The sequence below is a fragment of the Pigmentiphaga aceris genome (genome assembly GCF_008119665.1).
Lineage (GTDB): Bacteria > Pseudomonadota > Gammaproteobacteria > Burkholderiales > Burkholderiaceae_B > Pigmentiphaga > Pigmentiphaga aceris.
The window spans coordinates 765,645-781,572 of sequence record NZ_CP043046.1 but is presented as its reverse complement, the minus strand read 5'-3'; the positions used below and the strand labels follow the sequence as shown (position 1 = coordinate 781,572).

At 60.8% G+C, this 15,928-nt stretch carries 8 protein-coding genes, 1 tRNA gene and 1 pseudogene; 2 read left to right on the top strand and 8 right to left on the bottom strand.

Annotated features, from left to right (window positions below):
- Positions 1–28: 28 nt before the first annotated feature.
- From FXN63_RS03260 to FXN63_RS26980, 3 genes and pseudogenes are all read right to left on the bottom strand, one after another.
- Positions 29–6,064, bottom strand: a complete 6,036-nt coding sequence (locus FXN63_RS03260; RefSeq protein ID WP_148812802.1) for a Calx-beta domain-containing protein — start codon at positions 6,062–6,064, stop codon at positions 29–31.
- The gene (locus FXN63_RS03255; protein ID WP_187395088.1) at positions 6,061–7,173 is read right to left on the bottom strand and encodes a TIGR03032 family protein; all 1,113 of its coding nucleotides are present in this window, start codon (positions 7,171–7,173) and stop codon (positions 6,061–6,063) included. The genes FXN63_RS03260 and FXN63_RS03255 overlap by 4 nt, the downstream gene beginning before the upstream one ends.
- Positions 7,174–7,468: 295 nt before the next feature.
- Positions 7,469–7,800: pseudogene (locus tag FXN63_RS26980) on the bottom strand (chloride channel protein); the annotation flags it as partial.
- 331 nt (positions 7,801–8,131) lie between these two features.
- On the opposite strand from FXN63_RS26980, the gene FXN63_RS03245 reads away from it, so the two are divergent.
- Positions 8,132–8,815 (top strand): metallophosphoesterase, encoded by a 684-nt coding sequence (locus FXN63_RS03245; protein WP_148812798.1) that lies wholly within the window; start codon positions 8,132–8,134, stop codon positions 8,813–8,815.
- A gap of 18 nt (positions 8,816–8,833) precedes the next feature.
- On the opposite strand, the gene rtcA is transcribed toward FXN63_RS03245, so the two are convergent.
- The 5 genes from rtcA to FXN63_RS03220 all read right to left on the bottom strand — a co-directional run bounded on the left by rtcA (position 8,834) and on the right by FXN63_RS03220 (position 14,072).
- Complete coding sequence (gene rtcA, locus FXN63_RS03240; protein ID WP_148812796.1) at positions 8,834–9,871, bottom strand: RNA 3'-terminal phosphate cyclase; 1,038 nt, start codon at positions 9,869–9,871, stop codon at positions 8,834–8,836.
- A gap of 10 nt (positions 9,872–9,881) precedes the next feature.
- Positions 9,882–10,709 (bottom strand): nucleotidyltransferase domain-containing protein, encoded by an 828-nt coding sequence (locus tag FXN63_RS03235; protein WP_148812794.1) that lies wholly within the window; start codon positions 10,707–10,709, stop codon positions 9,882–9,884.
- A 19-nt stretch (positions 10,710–10,728) separates the two neighbouring features.
- Positions 10,729–11,967 carry an RtcB family protein gene (locus FXN63_RS03230; protein WP_148812792.1) on the bottom strand — a complete coding sequence of 413 codons (1,239 nt, stop codon included), beginning with the start codon at positions 11,965–11,967 and terminating at the stop codon, positions 10,729–10,731.
- 74 nt (positions 11,968–12,041) lie between these two features.
- Positions 12,042–12,133: transfer RNA gene (locus FXN63_RS03225), tRNA-OTHER, on the bottom strand.
- Between the two features lie 364 nt (positions 12,134–12,497).
- Positions 12,498–14,072 carry a vWA domain-containing protein gene (locus FXN63_RS03220; RefSeq protein ID WP_148812790.1) on the bottom strand — a complete coding sequence of 525 codons (1,575 nt, stop codon included), beginning with the start codon at positions 14,070–14,072 and terminating at the stop codon, positions 12,498–12,500.
- A 228-nt stretch (positions 14,073–14,300) separates the two neighbouring features.
- Here FXN63_RS03220 and rtcR point away from each other — a divergent pair, with 228 nt between their 5' ends.
- Positions 14,301–15,908 carry an RNA repair transcriptional activator RtcR gene (rtcR, locus tag FXN63_RS03215; protein ID WP_148812788.1) on the top strand — a complete coding sequence of 536 codons (1,608 nt, stop codon included), beginning with the start codon at positions 14,301–14,303 and terminating at the stop codon, positions 15,906–15,908.
- Positions 15,909–15,928 lie beyond the last annotated feature (20 nt).

The following is a 15,928-nucleotide window of genomic DNA, read 5'->3' as shown; positions in this document are numbered from 1 at the left end:
TGCGGGGCTGCACACCCAATTACGTAAGCTAAGACACCAGCGTGATGTCGATCGTGCTGCCGATAACCGTGGCGGCCTCGGACGATCCAGCGAAACCTTCCAGGACCTGGGCACGGCTGGCACCCGCGTCCAACGCACCAACCCAGAACGCCTTGCCGTCAGCATCGGCGCTGCGGCCAAAGCCGTTGGTATATAGCAACTCCACGAATGCGCTGTTTGTCATGTCGGCACCGGTGTATTCGGGTGCCTTCATCATTTCCGCCAGGGTGTCTTTCAAGGACACACCTGCCCGGGTACCTGTGATCCAGAAGGTATAACCGTCGGTGTCGACATTGCGGCCCAGCAGCAGTTCATAGCTCCGTCCAATCACGACTTCATCATGGTTATGGGCCAGGACTGTCACGTCACCGTTGGCAAAGGCCAGCATTTCTACTTGGTTGAAGGCGAGCATGGCGCCGTCTTCCAGACGGGTCAGTTCAGCGCGTTCGCCAGCTTCGACGTCGATATGCACGTCGCTGCGGCCACCGGCCAAACGCACGATGTCGATGCCGTCGCCCAGGTCAACGTTCAAGCCCATGCCCAGGGTGGGCGTGACCTCGTCGTTGACAGCCGTGCCGGTGACGGCCCGGTTGGCGCTCAGTTCGATCAATTGCGCGCCCGCGAACTGGGCGCTCAATGCCGCCACATCGTTGGCTTCGTGGGCGACGATGATCGATGTTCCGCTGTCGAAGGCAATGTGCTCGACATCCAGGAAACGATCGACTTCGCCAGACACTTTGTGCGTCAACACCACCGTCACGCCATCCAGCGTCACGGTGTAGTCAGCCAGCACGCCGGTCTGCACGCCCGTGTCCAGGCCGAACCCGCCGTTCATCCTGTCGCTGCCCGCACCGCCGTGCAGGATGTCGTTGCCGGTTCCGCCATAGACGATGTCGTCGCCAGCATCGCCGAAGGTCTGGTCATTGCCGCGCAGGCTGCCCACCGTATCGTTGTCGCCACCGCCATGCAGCACGTCGTCGCCCTCGCCCAGCACGATGAACTGTCGGCTGTCATCTCCATACACCACATTGGCACCGGCCCCACCTGTCACCCGGGCATTGCCCACGATGATCGCGAAATCGACGTTTTCCAGGTCGATCAAGGTATCGGCAGGCAGCGCACTGGTACCGATTACCAAGGCCGTGCGATGACCATCGCCCAGGTTGCCGACGCTGATCACCAGCGGTCCGCCAGTGCTTGCCTGGGCGCTGATGGTGATGGTCTGGATCAGCACCTCTGTGCCGACGGGCAGGCTGCCGAGGAAGGACTGCCCGGCGGCCGTCAATGCCGGGTCAGTGGTTGCGCCGCCGATACGGCTGTCGAGTTGGGTCTGCGCGGCCAGGCCGGTCAAGGTCGTGCCCGGCCCGCTGGCGACCAGGCCCGTGCCAACCGGCACCGCCACCGCCAGCAAAGTGGTTCCGCTGGCATCCTTGACCAGAGGAATGTCGGCCAGTTGACTGTTGGCCGTGCTGTTGTCCTCGTTGCGTCCTGCCGTCACCACCGGAACGGTGGTCTGCGGCAGACCATCGGGACCAGTGCTGACCTGTACCGGCACCCCATCGATCGAGTTGGGCGGGTTGGTCGGAACCGTCGGCACGGACGGCGTGTCGTTGGTGACAAGGACTGCTGCCAGCGTGGCCAAGTCGTTGCCGGCAGCATCCTGGATGGCATTGATATCGTCGCCCGCGTCAGGGTCCGTATACGCGACAGTCACCGCCTGACCAGCCGTCACCGCACTGGCCAAGGTCAAGGTGACAGTTTTTGCCGCAGCATTGACGACCACGTTGCTCACGACGACCGTGCTGCCCCCCACGGTTACGGCAAACGCACCGGACGTCGGCAGGTTGACGGCATCGAGCGGCGTCGTGTCGGTAAAGCTCAACACCAGGCTGGCACCATTGACCCGCGCGGCGCTAAATTGCGGCGCGCCTGCGTCCAGCACATACGTGCGAGACGTGACGGTGCCATGATTGCCGGCGACGTCTGACACGCGCACCGACAAGCTGTTGCTGCCTGCCAGCAGCGTCAGGTCGGCCGACCAAGCGCTGCTGCCAATGTTCGTCTGTGCAAGCATCCAGTTCGTGCCGCCGTCGACGGACACCTCGACCACTTCGTCGCTCAGCAAGGGCGCATTGAGCACACCACTGAAGGTTTGCTGAGCGGTCTGGGTGATCAGGTCGGTGGCATCCACGCCGGTATCGTCCGACAAGCCATAGTTCACCGCAGGCGCAATCGTGGTCGGGTCAGTGGTGTCCAGGGTGTAGGGCTGACTGAATACGTTGCTGTTGTTGCCGGCAGCGTCGGTGACCTTGAAGCGCAACGATCCCGTGCCATTGCTCAGCGTCACACCTGTCCAGGTCAGCGTCGTGCCGCTGATGCTAGTTGTGACGTCGGTCCAGGACAATCCATCGACTGAGCCAAAGAACTTGTCGCCGACACTGGGCGTCGCGCTCAGCGTCGCTGTGATGGTCTGTACCGGCTGGTTGGTAATAAAGTCAGTCGTGCTGGTGCCTACATCCCCGCTGAAGCCTGGCTGGCTGAACACCGTCGTCGGCGGCGTGGTGTCGATCGTCAGGGTCTGCGTGCCTGCATCCGACACGTTGCCGACGGCATCGGTGGCCGTCGCGGAAATCGCATTGTCGCCGTTGAGGTCAAGGAACAGCGTTCCATCGACAGGCGTTGCACTGCTCAGGTCGATGGACCAGGTGCCGCCCGTGGCGACGGTTTCATAAGTGGCCGTGCCCACCAGCACCGTGATGCTAGCACCGGCTTCGGCGCTGCCCTGTATGACGGGCTTGACCGCGTTGGTCAGCGAGGGCGAGTTCAGGATCGGTGCCGCAGGTGACGTCGTGTCGATCACCAGCGTCTGGGTACCTGCGGCCGATACGTTGCCTGCAAGATCTTCCGCAGTGACCGAAACAAGGTTGTTGCCATTGGCGTCGAGCGTGAGCGTCCCGTTGTTGGGCGAGGTGGCGTTCAGGTCGATTGACCAATTGCCGCCCGCAGCCTGCGTCAGGTAGGTTGCGCCACCAACCTGCACGGTGATCGCAGAATCGGCCTCCGCAGTCCCTGCAAGCACAGGAAGAGCATTGTTCGTCAACGCGGCGGACGTGACGACCGGCGCACCAGGTCCGCTCGTATCCACGGTGTAGGACTGCTCGGCGACCGGTCCGTCATTGTTGGCAGAATCGACTACCTTGAGTTTCAAGGTCGATGTTCCCAACGAGAGCACCACGCCAGCCCAGGTCACTTGAGTATTGAACACCCCATTGGTCAGGTCGCTCCAGAACGCGCCACCGTCAATCGAGCCCAGCACGCGCTCTCCCGCAGCCAGAGGCTGACTCAGGGTGGCGGAAATATCTTGCGCGGCTGTCTTGGTAATGAAGTCTGCCTGGCCAGCACCGGTATCGTTGCTGAATTGGAGGCCAGAGATGGTGGTCGTCGGCGGCACGTCATCGACCACGGTGATCGTGAAGGCCTTGTCGAAGCTGCCGCCCTGGCCATCGCTGGTGCGCACGAAGATGCGGTAGTCGCCTGCGGCCAGCGAAGCCGCGTCATTGGCGCGCAGAGTATTGCCGGAAATCGAGAAGCTTGCATTGGCGACGTCGTTGACGCCATCGCCCGCGACCAGACTGTAGGTATGGCTCTGACCAGATTCCGCGTCGGTCGTGCCCAAGCTGCCTACCGTGGCGTTGACACCCAGGCTTTGTGCGATAGTGGTGTTGCCCAGCGTCAAAGCAGTCGGCGCATCGTTGGCGCCGGTCACATTGATGACCAGCGGAGCCGTGGCAGTCGCGGGCGCGGCATGGCCATCCGTGGCCGACACGGTGAAGCTTTCAGACTGTGAGCCGGCGCCAAGGGCGTTGATGGCTGCGTCATTGGGCACATACACGTAGGCTCCCGTGGCGCTTGCCATGTACAGCGTGCCGTAGGTGCCCACGCGGCTCAGGTCGTAAGTCGTGCCACCGATCACCGTGTTGACGGACATGGCCCCGCTGACGCCATAACTGGCAATGCCGTCGGCATCGCTGGCACTCAGGTTGCCGGTCACCGCGGTGAAGGCGTCAGCCGCAGCGGTATCCGTGAATGCGATTGGCGACGGCGTCGTCAGCACGGGCGGCGGATTCTCGTCATCGATGATCGTACCGACGGCGCTAGCCGTGCCCAGGCTGGCGTTGGATGCCCCGGCGAGCATCACTGTCAGGGTCTCATCGGACTCCGTCACCGTATCGCCAGTCACCAGAACCGTGATCTGCTTGGTGGTTTCGCCCGGCGCGAAGCTCAGCGTGCCCGACTTGGCGATGTAATCGCTGCCCGCGGTGGCGGTGCCATCACTGGTGGCGTAATTGACGGTAACCGTCTTGCCCGACACGGCATCCAGCGTCACGGTGAACACCATCGCCGTGGTACCGCTATTGCCCTCGGTCACGCTGGCAGGTGCGATCGACATGACGGGCGGTGCATCGTCGTCAGTGATGGTGACTTGAACGGTGCCAGTGTCGGCACGCGCGTTGTCACCGCCCGAAATCGACTGAATGCCGACGATGATGGTTTCGTCGAACTCGTCCAGCGTGTCCTGGACGGCGGTCAGCGTGGTGGTGCCAGTCAGTTGCCCAGCCTGAATGGTGATGGTGGGTGCCGCTGCCGTGTAATCGACACCTGCGCCGCTGGCGGTGCCCGCCAACGACAGCGTCACGATGGTGTCCGTGGCGGCAGCCGCGCTGATGGTGGCGGTGATGGTTGCCACGCCCGCAGCTTCTGCAATCGCGATGTTGTTGGTCGTCAACGTGACCAGGGGCGTGCTCGCCTGATCGAACAGCACAGCGCCAATGTTGTAGCGCCCGTCCGTGCCACCGGAGCTGATCGCATTCGGCGAATCGGTGATTATCAGCCCCGTTCCCTGATCATGTCCGGCATATAGCCGGAAGCTTGGCGCGAAGGCGTATTGGTAGCTGAACGAGTCGTAGTTTTCGTAGAAATACTGGCCCGACGCCACATTTGGCGTAGACGACACCAGCGTACCGGCATTGTTGTAATAGTTCAGCGTGACCTGCGACTGACCTTGGCCATCGTTACCCCAGGCAAACGGTGGCGTGTCCACCACGCTGTATGTGATGAAACCGTCCGTGCCATCGGAGTTCTTGACCGGCACCAGATTGCCGACGCCGCCGCCGGCAATGCTGATGGTGCTGGTCGTGATGCCAGCGGCCGTCAGAATCTTGGCACTTGAATTTGTGCTGCCATAACTGCCGTAGTTGAACAGGTAAGTCCCATTCGACAGTCCGATGACTTCCGTACTGGGGCCGTTGGTGTTCTGCGAGCCGCTATACAAATTTCCGGACGACTGTTCGACGCCTGTACTGGAGTAGATCTTGTAGTCAACCTTCGGGTTGTAGTAGGCATTTCCGGGACCGTACAGGTTGTAATTGTAGGTCACGATATAGCTGCCGTCGGTATTGGCCGCAATCGCGCTGGTTACCCCATTGACACTGGCAACCAAGCTTTCGCCTGCCACTGCGCTACCACTTGGCGTAAAGACACGCGTGCCGAAACTGCCGTTGTCCGCGCGCTGGAATGAAAACGCAATATTTCCGTTTTCCAGCTCAATCGGATCAACGGCACGCGTCAGGCTCGACCCCGAACTGGTGTTGATCTGAACATCGTTGACGACCTTCTGACCAGTCTGGTCCAGCACGAAGAAGTACGCGTTGTTGGCACCGACGTTAGCGGCGTTGGTGTCACTCTTGTTATAGGTGACCAGCACATTGCCGTTGGACAGCCCCATCACCCGGAACTCGTTGCTCTTGGACGCCTCGTAAAGCGCCAGCGCATTCAGATCCAACTGCGTGCCCAGTTGCGCACCTGCGCTGTCATACATCTCAAGATAGAAGTACGACTGTGAGTTGGCGTAACGACTGAGCAGCACTGCCGTCCCGCCCCCCGTCAGACCACTCACGTCAGAGACGAACAGGTTCGTCCCCAGATTCTCGATCTGGAAATTTCCGGTTTGGGTGCTGTAGCTCATGCTTGCTCCGTCGAGGAGTCATTGGAATTGGCCTGTGCTGCGGGTGCAGCAACCGGCACGGTCTTGGGACGGCTGGCAGACTTCAGCCAATAGGCGCCTGCCGGGCTTTCTGTCAGATGGAATTCGTGGTGGTCGTTGCGTTCGCCAACGCCAGGCAGCATGCAATTCGGAATGAGCTTCACGTCCAGGATTTCCCGGCCAGGATTCTGGATTCGCGCCATGCCAAGCAGGTTGCCGGTGGCCAAGTCAACGGCGGCGATGCCAGCGATTGGTGTGGCGTGACGCGCCAAGATGGGCAACGTCGGCAGACTGCTGGAATGGCGTTGCGAGGACAGGCCGATGAATGCAATGCCCGCATGGGCGGCCAGACCGCGCGGCAAGCCGGGCAACTCGCAGACCACGGTTCGTTGGCCGGTGCTGGGATCAACACGCAACAAGGTGCCGTGACCTGATTCGCATACGTACAGATGGCCATCGATGATGCGCGGCGAGTGCGGCACGCTCAGCTTCTCGGCGATGCAACGCCCCGTCACCGCGTCGATCAGCACACCGTGGAATTGCGGATGGCTGCGCCACCCGCCGGCCGTATCGAAGGGTCCGAAAGCCGTCACATACTTCAGCGTTTCACCGTCAAGCGCCAAACCGTTCAGATGACAACGGTCTTCAGGCATGGGTACCGAAATGAAGGGGGGACGCCAGATCGGATTGGCGTTGTAGCGGCCGTCGATCAAATCCACGGTAGAAAAACGCGTGTTCGCCACGACCAGACCCTTGCGGGTGGCAACCATGTCGTGCACCAGGCAATCGCCGGTGTGGAAGGTCACCAAGGGCGCGTAATACGCGTCGTATCGACCGGGTGCGGTGGGGTGCTCCGCGGCCAGCGCTCGGCAATCGTTGTAGACCGTGATGCCGTACTTGTGGGACACCGCCAGGCGAGATCCGCTGACAGCCAATGCAAATGCATTGTGAATCACCCGATGTTCGATGGCGGGCCGACCGACACGATCACGGCCGATGACGATCAACCCGTCTGGCCCCACCGTTGCAGCAACCGCCAAGTTATGACTCGCCAACAATGCCAGGAAGCCAGCATCGATATGTAAATCCAAAGCCTCACCTGGCATGTCTGTCCCGCTGGCAAAATATTCAGTGATCCGCACACAGCACTTGCGCCGCGTCATCTGTCAGGTCTCGATAAGACATGGCAGTGTGTGCAAGACAAGTATTGTGGGAACTACTTATATTCGCCGGTCCGGCAAAAAGAGGGTTTTTCTCAACCAGTTGTGCCTAACCGACACTCTTTTTGGTAAGCGGTGTGACGTAGCGCACACCTGATGCGATAGCTGGCAGAGAACAAGTCACAAGAGGGAAATGACCTGAAAAATCGAAGGATTTTCAGCAGGTTCAGGACTTTGTGCTTGTCGCAAATACCTGGATGTCTGCCACTGCCCCTCCAGCCTTTGCATCAACCAAAGTTTCATACAGCGGACGCGCCACCATACGGAACAACAGGCTGGCAACATGGCTGCGGCCATCGGGTTCAAGACCCTGGAGTGTCATCCACAATTTCCATGACGATGATGAAAGCAGTCAGCGGCACCTGCGTGACCGCCGCCAGAAATGCCGCCATGCCCAGACGATCAAGGCAGACGCAATGTACAGACTGCTTGACATCAATGTCATGTCGTAACCACCCAGCCACCAATGGACAGCGTGGGGGAGAAGATACCGCCCGGCCCCTCCCGATCATGCGGCCAGTCAATTAGCAGCCAGCAGGATCTTGGCAATACTGATTCGCAAGGAAACAAAACGACTGCGCGCCGATGCAGGCGTTGCAGGATCGAGTGCGGCGATGAACTGCGGAATGCCCGACCCTGCCCATTGGAAATTTCGGCACGCAGGTTCTAGAAAAAATCTGGTTCGCTCGGTATTGGCGAGTCAGCAGATCAGGAAAGGCGAGCTGGTTTTTTTGCATGGCGACCGCAGACGACATGGTCGTGGCAGTGCATTGTTGCCACTGGGCCGGGATGGCCAGCGTAGCTGCCGGTCAAACACTAAAATCCAGGCATGGTCACCAAGACGCTTCAACACCACGCCCTGAACACACGCGGCCGCGACATCGCGGTCGGCGACATCCACGGTCGCTTCTCGGCGCTGGCCAGTGCGCTGCTGTCCATTCGCTTCGACACCACACGAGATCGCCTGTTTTCAGTCGGCGACATGGTGGACCGTGGCCCAGAGTCGGCCGAGGTGCTGCAATGGCTCGCACACCCGTGGTTTCACGCGGTGGGTGGCAATCACGAACTGCTGACATGGCGACGCGCGCTGGGCAATCCGTTTCCTGGCGTGGATCATCAGGTGCATGGCGGCCGGTGGCTGGATGCGTGCTCTGCGGAACAACAGCTTGAGATCGGTCAACGGCTGCAGGCCTTGCCGCTGGCCTTTGAAATCGACACCCCGGACGGACCGGTAGGCATGGTGCATGCCGATTATCCGTATGACGATTGGGCACCCATGCGCGCAGGACGCCTGAGCGATGACGACGTGCATTGCTGCCTGTGGTCACGCGCTCGCTTCGACACCAAATATGCAGGTCGGGTGCGCGGCCTACGTGCGCTGATCCACGGCCATACGCCCGTGCAAAAGACGGTGACGCTGGGCAACGTGTTTTTCATCGACACCAGCGGATTGAATGGTCAGGGAAGCCTGAGCTTGCTGAACTTGCATACGCTGAAGGCTGCGCGCCGCTAAGCAGCCGCAGGTTGCCAATCAGTTGGGTTCGAGCTTCACCAGCCACCCGCTGTCTATCTGTGTGGAAGAAAACCTGACTGGCAAGAACCGCGCAATCATCTCGAAGTTGGTCTTTGCATGCGCGGTCAGTGCCGTGCAGGTGTAGGACGCAGCACGCTGGCGTTTCCACACGGCCAAGGCCAGCGGCAAGGCCCATTGGTCGGCCAAGTGCTCACCTAGCGCTGCGGTGCTTGCCTGATACGTGCTCACTTCCAGCGCCAGATCACCTGCCACCTTTTCGGCGTTCAAACCCTTCTCGCCGAATTGCGTGAACACTTCCGTCAGGTGCTCGAACGCCAGGGTGGCCAGCAAGGCATTACCCGGCCCTTCGTGCTGACGCGCGGCTCCTACGCGCAGTTGGTCGCCCTGCCATCCCAGCAAGGCCCCCAGCGCATCCAGTTCGCGTCGTGCAATCGTTGATGGCAAGGCCGGTGCGAAGCACTCGGCGTACGCGTCTTGTGCCGCGCCCCGGTCGATCAGGTCGAAGGGATGCAGCGTGTCGTTGGCAGACGAAATGGTTGCCACGATTTCTCCGCCGCCTGCCGGATAAAAGCCCAGGCGACGCAAGCTCAGTTCTGAATCGGCACCCAGCCTGCGCATCAGTGGCACATAGCTGCGCGCCAGGAAATGAAAAGGCGGTGCCATGGGGTTGTGCGTGCCCCCTTTGAGCAGCAAGCGGCTGGGACCCTCGGCAAACAACAGTGCCGGCCAGACGGTTTGCAACACCAGGGTGCAGCTACCGGCCGTGCCCACGCTGAAGCTGTAGTCACCCGCGCGCGGCTTGCCCGGTACGAACGTCAGCGACTGCGAGTTGAGCGCGGCACCTTGCACCTCGGCTCCGCTTACTTCAGCCGCTGCCATCACGCAGGTCAGATGCTGGCGCATCAAACCCGGCTTGCTGCGGCCAGCCCGAATGCGCGTCAGCGTAAAGGGCTGGCCCGTACACATGGACAGGGCCAGGGACGTGCGCAGTATCTGCCCGCCCCCTTCGCCTGTGGAACCATCTATTTCTATCATTGCTTGCCTTTCAATCTTTATTGCGGTGCCGGGCATCGACGTGCAGCACGGCATCGTGCAGGTATTGGTCAAGCGCCTGGGTATCTGCTTCGCGATCATCGCTGACAACGTGGGCCATCGCCACCGCCAACTCACGCTCGATGAAGTCGTGGATGCCCACCCAGCGTGGACTGGTGCCCGCTTCGCCGGTGCTCATTTTCACCTTCAACAAGGCGTTGATTTCATCGAGCAGCGCAGGGTCGGTCAGCGTCTGCGCCGCCAATTCTGCAAAGCGCATCGGCGGCACGCCACGTGCCTCGCGTATCCAGCGCGCTGCCAGCAGCGGGCGCAACACATACAGGTATTTCTTGTACCGGACCACGTCACCATAAAGGTGTTCGCGCAGGTTCTTTCTGGCCATCGACACGTAGTGGTGATAACCGCGCACCGGCGAAAAATGTGTCTCGGCGAGCAGCCGCAGACGATCAAACCACGGGTCGGCGCGCTGGTACACCACCGGCGATCGCAGCCATTCCAGCAAGGTCGGGTTCGATGCGCGCAGCAGCGTCAAGGCCTTGCGCAAGTCCCAACCATTGATGTCCAGTTCACCACTGATCGGCAACTCGATCACATCACGACCAGGGTCGACCGTCAGATACCAGGGCAGACGATTCACGTAGACGAAGCGCACGTCGTAGTCGCTGTCGGGCGACGCAAACCCCCAGCCCCGGCTGCCTGACTCGCAGGCAAACAGCACTGTTACCTGGTGCTGCGTTTCCAGCTCGGCCAGGTGCTTCAACACGACGGCACGCATCTCGTCAGAGACTGGATGCGCACTTACCAGCACTTCTTCGTTCATGGTCTGATCTACTTTTTTTCTATCCCTTCACACACACGATCTGCTTCAAGGTGTGCACCACTTCCACCAGGTCTTTCTGCGCTGCCATCACCGCGTCGATGTCCTTGTAGGCCATCGGAATTTCGTCGATCACATTGACGTCTTTACGGCATTCCACACCCGCAGTCGCTTTGATCTGGTCGGCCACCGTAAACGCTTTCTTTGCCTGCGTGCGGCTCATTACCCGGCCTGCGCCGTGGCTGCAGCTGTCGAAACTCTCCGGGTTGCCCAGGCCACGCACGATGTAGCTGCGCGCCCCCATGCTGCCGGGAATGATGCCGAGTTCACCGCGCTTGGCGCTGACTGCACCCTTGCGGGTAATGAACACGTCTTCGCCGAAGTGACGTTCCTTCTGCACGTAGTTGTGGTGGCAATTCACCGCTTCCACATGTGATTCGAACGGCTTGGCGATTACCTTGCGCACCGTGGCGATCAGGTTCGCCATCATCACTTCCCGATTGCGCAGCGCAAACTTCTGCGCCCACGACACGCCGCGCACGTAGTCACCGAAGTACTGCGCACCTTCCTCGAAGTACGCCAGGTCTTTGTCGGGCAGATTGCGCTGATTGCGCTCAGCGTCTTTCTTGGCGAGTTCAATGAAGTGCGTGCCGATGGCATTGCCCACACCACGCGAGCCCGAGTGCAGCATGAACCACACGAAACCTGCTTCATCCAGGCAGACTTCAATGAAGTGATTGCCGGTACCCAGCGTGCCCAAGTGCTTGCGGTTGTTGGTTTTTTCCAAGCGCGGATGCAGCTCGCACAAGGCTTCGAATTCATCGACCAGCGTGCCCCAGACCTTGTCTACAGAATCGGGCGGCGTGTCCCAGCTGCCCGGGTCACGACGGTTGCGATTCGGAGAAAACCCGTGCGGCACGGCCGCCTCAATCGCCGAGCGCAGAGGCCCCAGGTTGTCGGGCAAGTCTTCCGCGCGCAGCGTGGTCTTGGCGGCCATCATGCCGCAGCCCAGGTCCACACCGACTGCCGCCGGAATGATGGCGCGGATGGTCGGGATTACCGAGCCGATGGTGGCGCCGATGCCCACGTGCACGTCCGGCATGACCGCGATGTGCTTGAACACCACCGGCAGCCGCGCCGCGTTGGCAAGCTGTTCGCGGGCCTTGTCGTCCACCGGGACGCCCTTGGTCCACATCTTCACCGACACACCGCCGGGGACTTCTTCAATGTTGTAGTGCTGCTTGGATACTTGTTTGGACATTTATTTGCCTCTTGTTGATCGTGCGATTAAAAGTGCGGTGACAAGAATCGATGAAAGTGTTGCTCCGCCATCCATTGCTGGACCGGGATTTGAACCCGGGCGTCCGGCGATTCTTCGCCGGACCCGCAGCCGAAGCTGCGTGCGTCTACCTGTAATTCCATCTGCATTCACCGCGAAAACGGGTGATGCCCTGCTGCGACAAAAGTGGTGAAACATCGTGCTCTATCCACTGAGCTACGGCATCTTTCAATACCGGCGGGATTCGAACCCGCGACCCCGAGAGTGATGTCTGTAGTTCCACCTGCATTCGCAGCAGGACATCGAAAAAGTAGGTGCGCGACTAAAGTCGGCAGGACTCGATCTGTGCCGGTTTCCCGGCGCAAGGATTGCGCCTCCAGATCCCCGATGTAGTCCTGCCCGCATTCGCGCGGACTGCTATCGGCGTGCAGCGACAAGGCGTTGGTGAGACCTTCAATGTAGTCCCACCGGCATTCGTCGCACGACGACCCGTGCTCGATATCGCAGTTGCGCTATTGCGCAGTCAGCGACACGTTTTCTATCTCACCGACCCAGTGGTCGGCGTTCATCTTGCCGCTGGCAAAGGTCGCCATGGTGGTGAACACCGCGTCCGAGAAACCACCGACATTCAGGATGTCGTGGCGCTCTGCCGCCTGCGTACTCGCATTGGGCTGGACGTCGATGCACACCATGCGGGCGTTCGGGTTGCGTTGTTTCAGCAGTTCCCATTCGCGCATGGTCTGCGTTGCGCCACGCCCGTTGGCATCGACCCAGGACTCGTTGTCCGAGACCAGGATCAGCAAGTCGACGGCGGCACGCTGGCGATTCAGTTCTGCCAGCGGCGCGCTGCAATTCGTGCCACCACCACCCAAGCTGGCCAAGGCTTGCGCATTGGTCATCACCGAGTCGCGCGGGTTCATCGCAAACTTCCTTACCGACTCGGCAAACGGCACGACACGAGCCTGCGGATGCTTGCGCAGCACGGCCGCTGCCACCAGCGCAGCCACGTCGATGCAGCGCATGGCCGACGTTGCCGAGTCACGGTATCCCGTCACCGGCGAACCCATGGAGCCAGAGACGTCCGGGCACACCACCACGTTCCCCGCAAATGTCGGCACCTTGACCAGCGCCAGTTCCATCGCATCTTGCAACGCGTCGCGCACCACAGCCGGCACCGATTCACCCGCCGTCTTGAACGCGGCCATCAACTGGTACGGCATCACACGCGCCTTGCTCACTGCCTGCGGATCGCGCAGCTTGGCAGCGATTACTTCAGCCATGCCCGGGATCTCGAACACACCGTGACGCGCAAAGGTGTTCAGGTTCTGACGCACCATCTGCCATGAGCCTTTGCGCGCGATGCCTGCCCACTGTTCTGCGCTCAGATTCAGCGCGCTCAGCATCTGAAACGGCACGTCCGGCACCTCGCCCACTACGCCTGTTGCGATGTCGCGTTTGAAGCGCTCGAAGGCCTGCGTAATCGGTGGCAAAGCAGCTTCATCAACCGCCTGACCGATCAGCCATGCGAACCAAGACGCGCGCCATGCTTGCGTGGGCTTGGGGTGCACCATCTTGACCACGTCGGCCAAGGAAGGCGCGTTGCCCACTGCGGCATGCAGCAATTGCTTTTCGTTTGCGGTCAGCAACCACTGTTGCACCAGCTTCTTCGGCCGCGTGCCCAGCGACTTGCGGCCCACCGCACCGCTGCGCAGGATCTGCACGAAGTTGCGCAGCATCTTGCCGTCGTCAATCACCCGCGGGAACACCTGGCTCAGCAAGGCCACATCGCGCACGGCCAACCCGGCTGCCAGCAAGGCTGGCATGTCTTTCATGTGCCCGCGCTCACGGGCATGGATGGCGGTCTTTGCGACGAAGCTGGCATCGACTTCCTGCGCCAGCGCCTGCACCGCATCCAGTTGCGCATCGGCCGATGCGTAGAAGGTCTGGTTCAGGCAACCGGTGGCCGCGAACTGCGCCAGTTGATGACGCGCGTCGAACGCATAGGCCGGTGCCTGCTCTGCATTGCGCGCAGTCGTGGCGGGCAGCATCACCCCACGAAGGGTCTGAAAGAGTTGCGTATTGACCATGCTTGTTCTCCGCGTCGATATCGACTGTTGTTCTTGTGTTGTTCTGTCTTGCTCTTGCCTTCTACTTTGCAAAGGGTGTGCCAGCTCGGTCGACGGCGCATACCCATAGGTTCGAAAGCCTGATATATCGGGGTTATTCGCAAATGCGTACCAAATCGACACCAAATGACCCGTATCGCCCGACCCAGGATTTACTATAATTTTCGCTAGTCTTTTATCTACACAGATATGGAAAAGAAAAACGTCGTCGTGGGGTTCATGGGTACCAAGCTGGATTCGGGCGGGGGTGCAGGCCGCTGGGAGAAGTGGCGGCCGACGCTGTCGCTTACCCAGCATGAAGACACGCTGATCGACAGGCTGGAGCTGTTCTACCCGACCCGCTACAAGACGCTGGCCCAGGTGCTGGTGGAAGACATCGCCACCGTGTCACCCGACACCGTCGTGAACCTGATTCCCATGGACGTGAAAGACCCCTGGGATTTCGGCGAGATGTACGCGGCGCTGTATGACTGGGCGCACAGCTACCACTTTGACCCGGCGCACGAACAGTATTGGGCGCACATCACGACCGGCACCCACGTTGCCCAGATCTGCATGTTCCTGCTGGTGGAATCGCGCTTGATTCCTGGCGTGCTGCTGCAAACTGCACCACCCAGAAAGCAGACTGCCGGCCACCCCGGCAGCTACACCTTGATCGACCTGGACCTGTCGCGTTACGACAGCCTGGCCCAGCGCTTCGGCCAAGCCCATACCGACGCGCTGGAATTCCTGAAAAGCGGCATCGCCACCCGCAACAAGCGCTTCAACGCGCTGATCGAAGAAATCGAACGTGTGGCCTTGCGTTCCCAAGCCCCGGTGCTGCTGACCGGTCCTACGGGCGCAGGCAAGTCGCATCTGGCGCGACGCATGTTCGAACTGAAAAAATCCCGCCACCAGGTGCAAGGCGACTTCGTTGAAGTGAATTGCGCCACCTTGCGTGGCGACGGTGCCGCGTCCACCCTGTTCGGCCACAAGAAAGGCGCATTCACCGGTGCGGCCGCTGACCGCGCCGGCCTGCTTCGCACTGCCCACCAAGGCGTACTGTTCCTGGATGAAATTGGAGAACTGGGGCTGGATGAACAGGCCATGCTGCTGACCGCACTGGAAGAAAAGCGCTTCTTGCCGGTGGGCAGTGACAAAGAAGTCAGCAGCGAATTTCAGCTGATTGCCGGCACGAATTGCGACCTGCGCGTGAACGTCGCGCAAGGGCGTTTCCGCGAAGACTTGTTTGCGCGTATCAACCTGTGGTCATACACCTTGCCGGGCCTGGCGCAACGGCCCGAAGACATCGAACCGAACGTCGATTACCTGATCGCCCGCGCGGCCACCGAGACCGGACGCGCGGTGCGCTTCAATGCGGAGGCGAAGACGCGTTATCTACAATTCGCCAAGTCAGCCCAGGCACCATGGCGCGGCAACTTCCGCGACTTGTTTGCCAGCGTGACACGGATGGCCACCCTGGCAGACGGCGACCGGATTTCGACCGCATTGGTCGATGCAGAAATTCAGCGATTGAACTGGCTGTGGGAAAAGACGGGGACGGCAGCGGAGACATCCGACATCGATCTTGATGCGCTGCTGCCGCCAGACATTGCAGAATCCCTGGATCTGTTTGATCGCGTACAACTGGAAGCCGTCGTTCGCCACTGCCGCGAATCACGCACGCTGTCCGACGCTGGCCGCAAGCTGTTCAACCAGTCGCGCACGCAACGCGCGGTCGTCAACGACGCCGACCGCCTGCGCAAGTACCTGCTGAAGTTCGGGCTGAACTGGGAGACGGTCACGCAGTCCAGGTGAACGCGCTGCTCGGCGGCAGG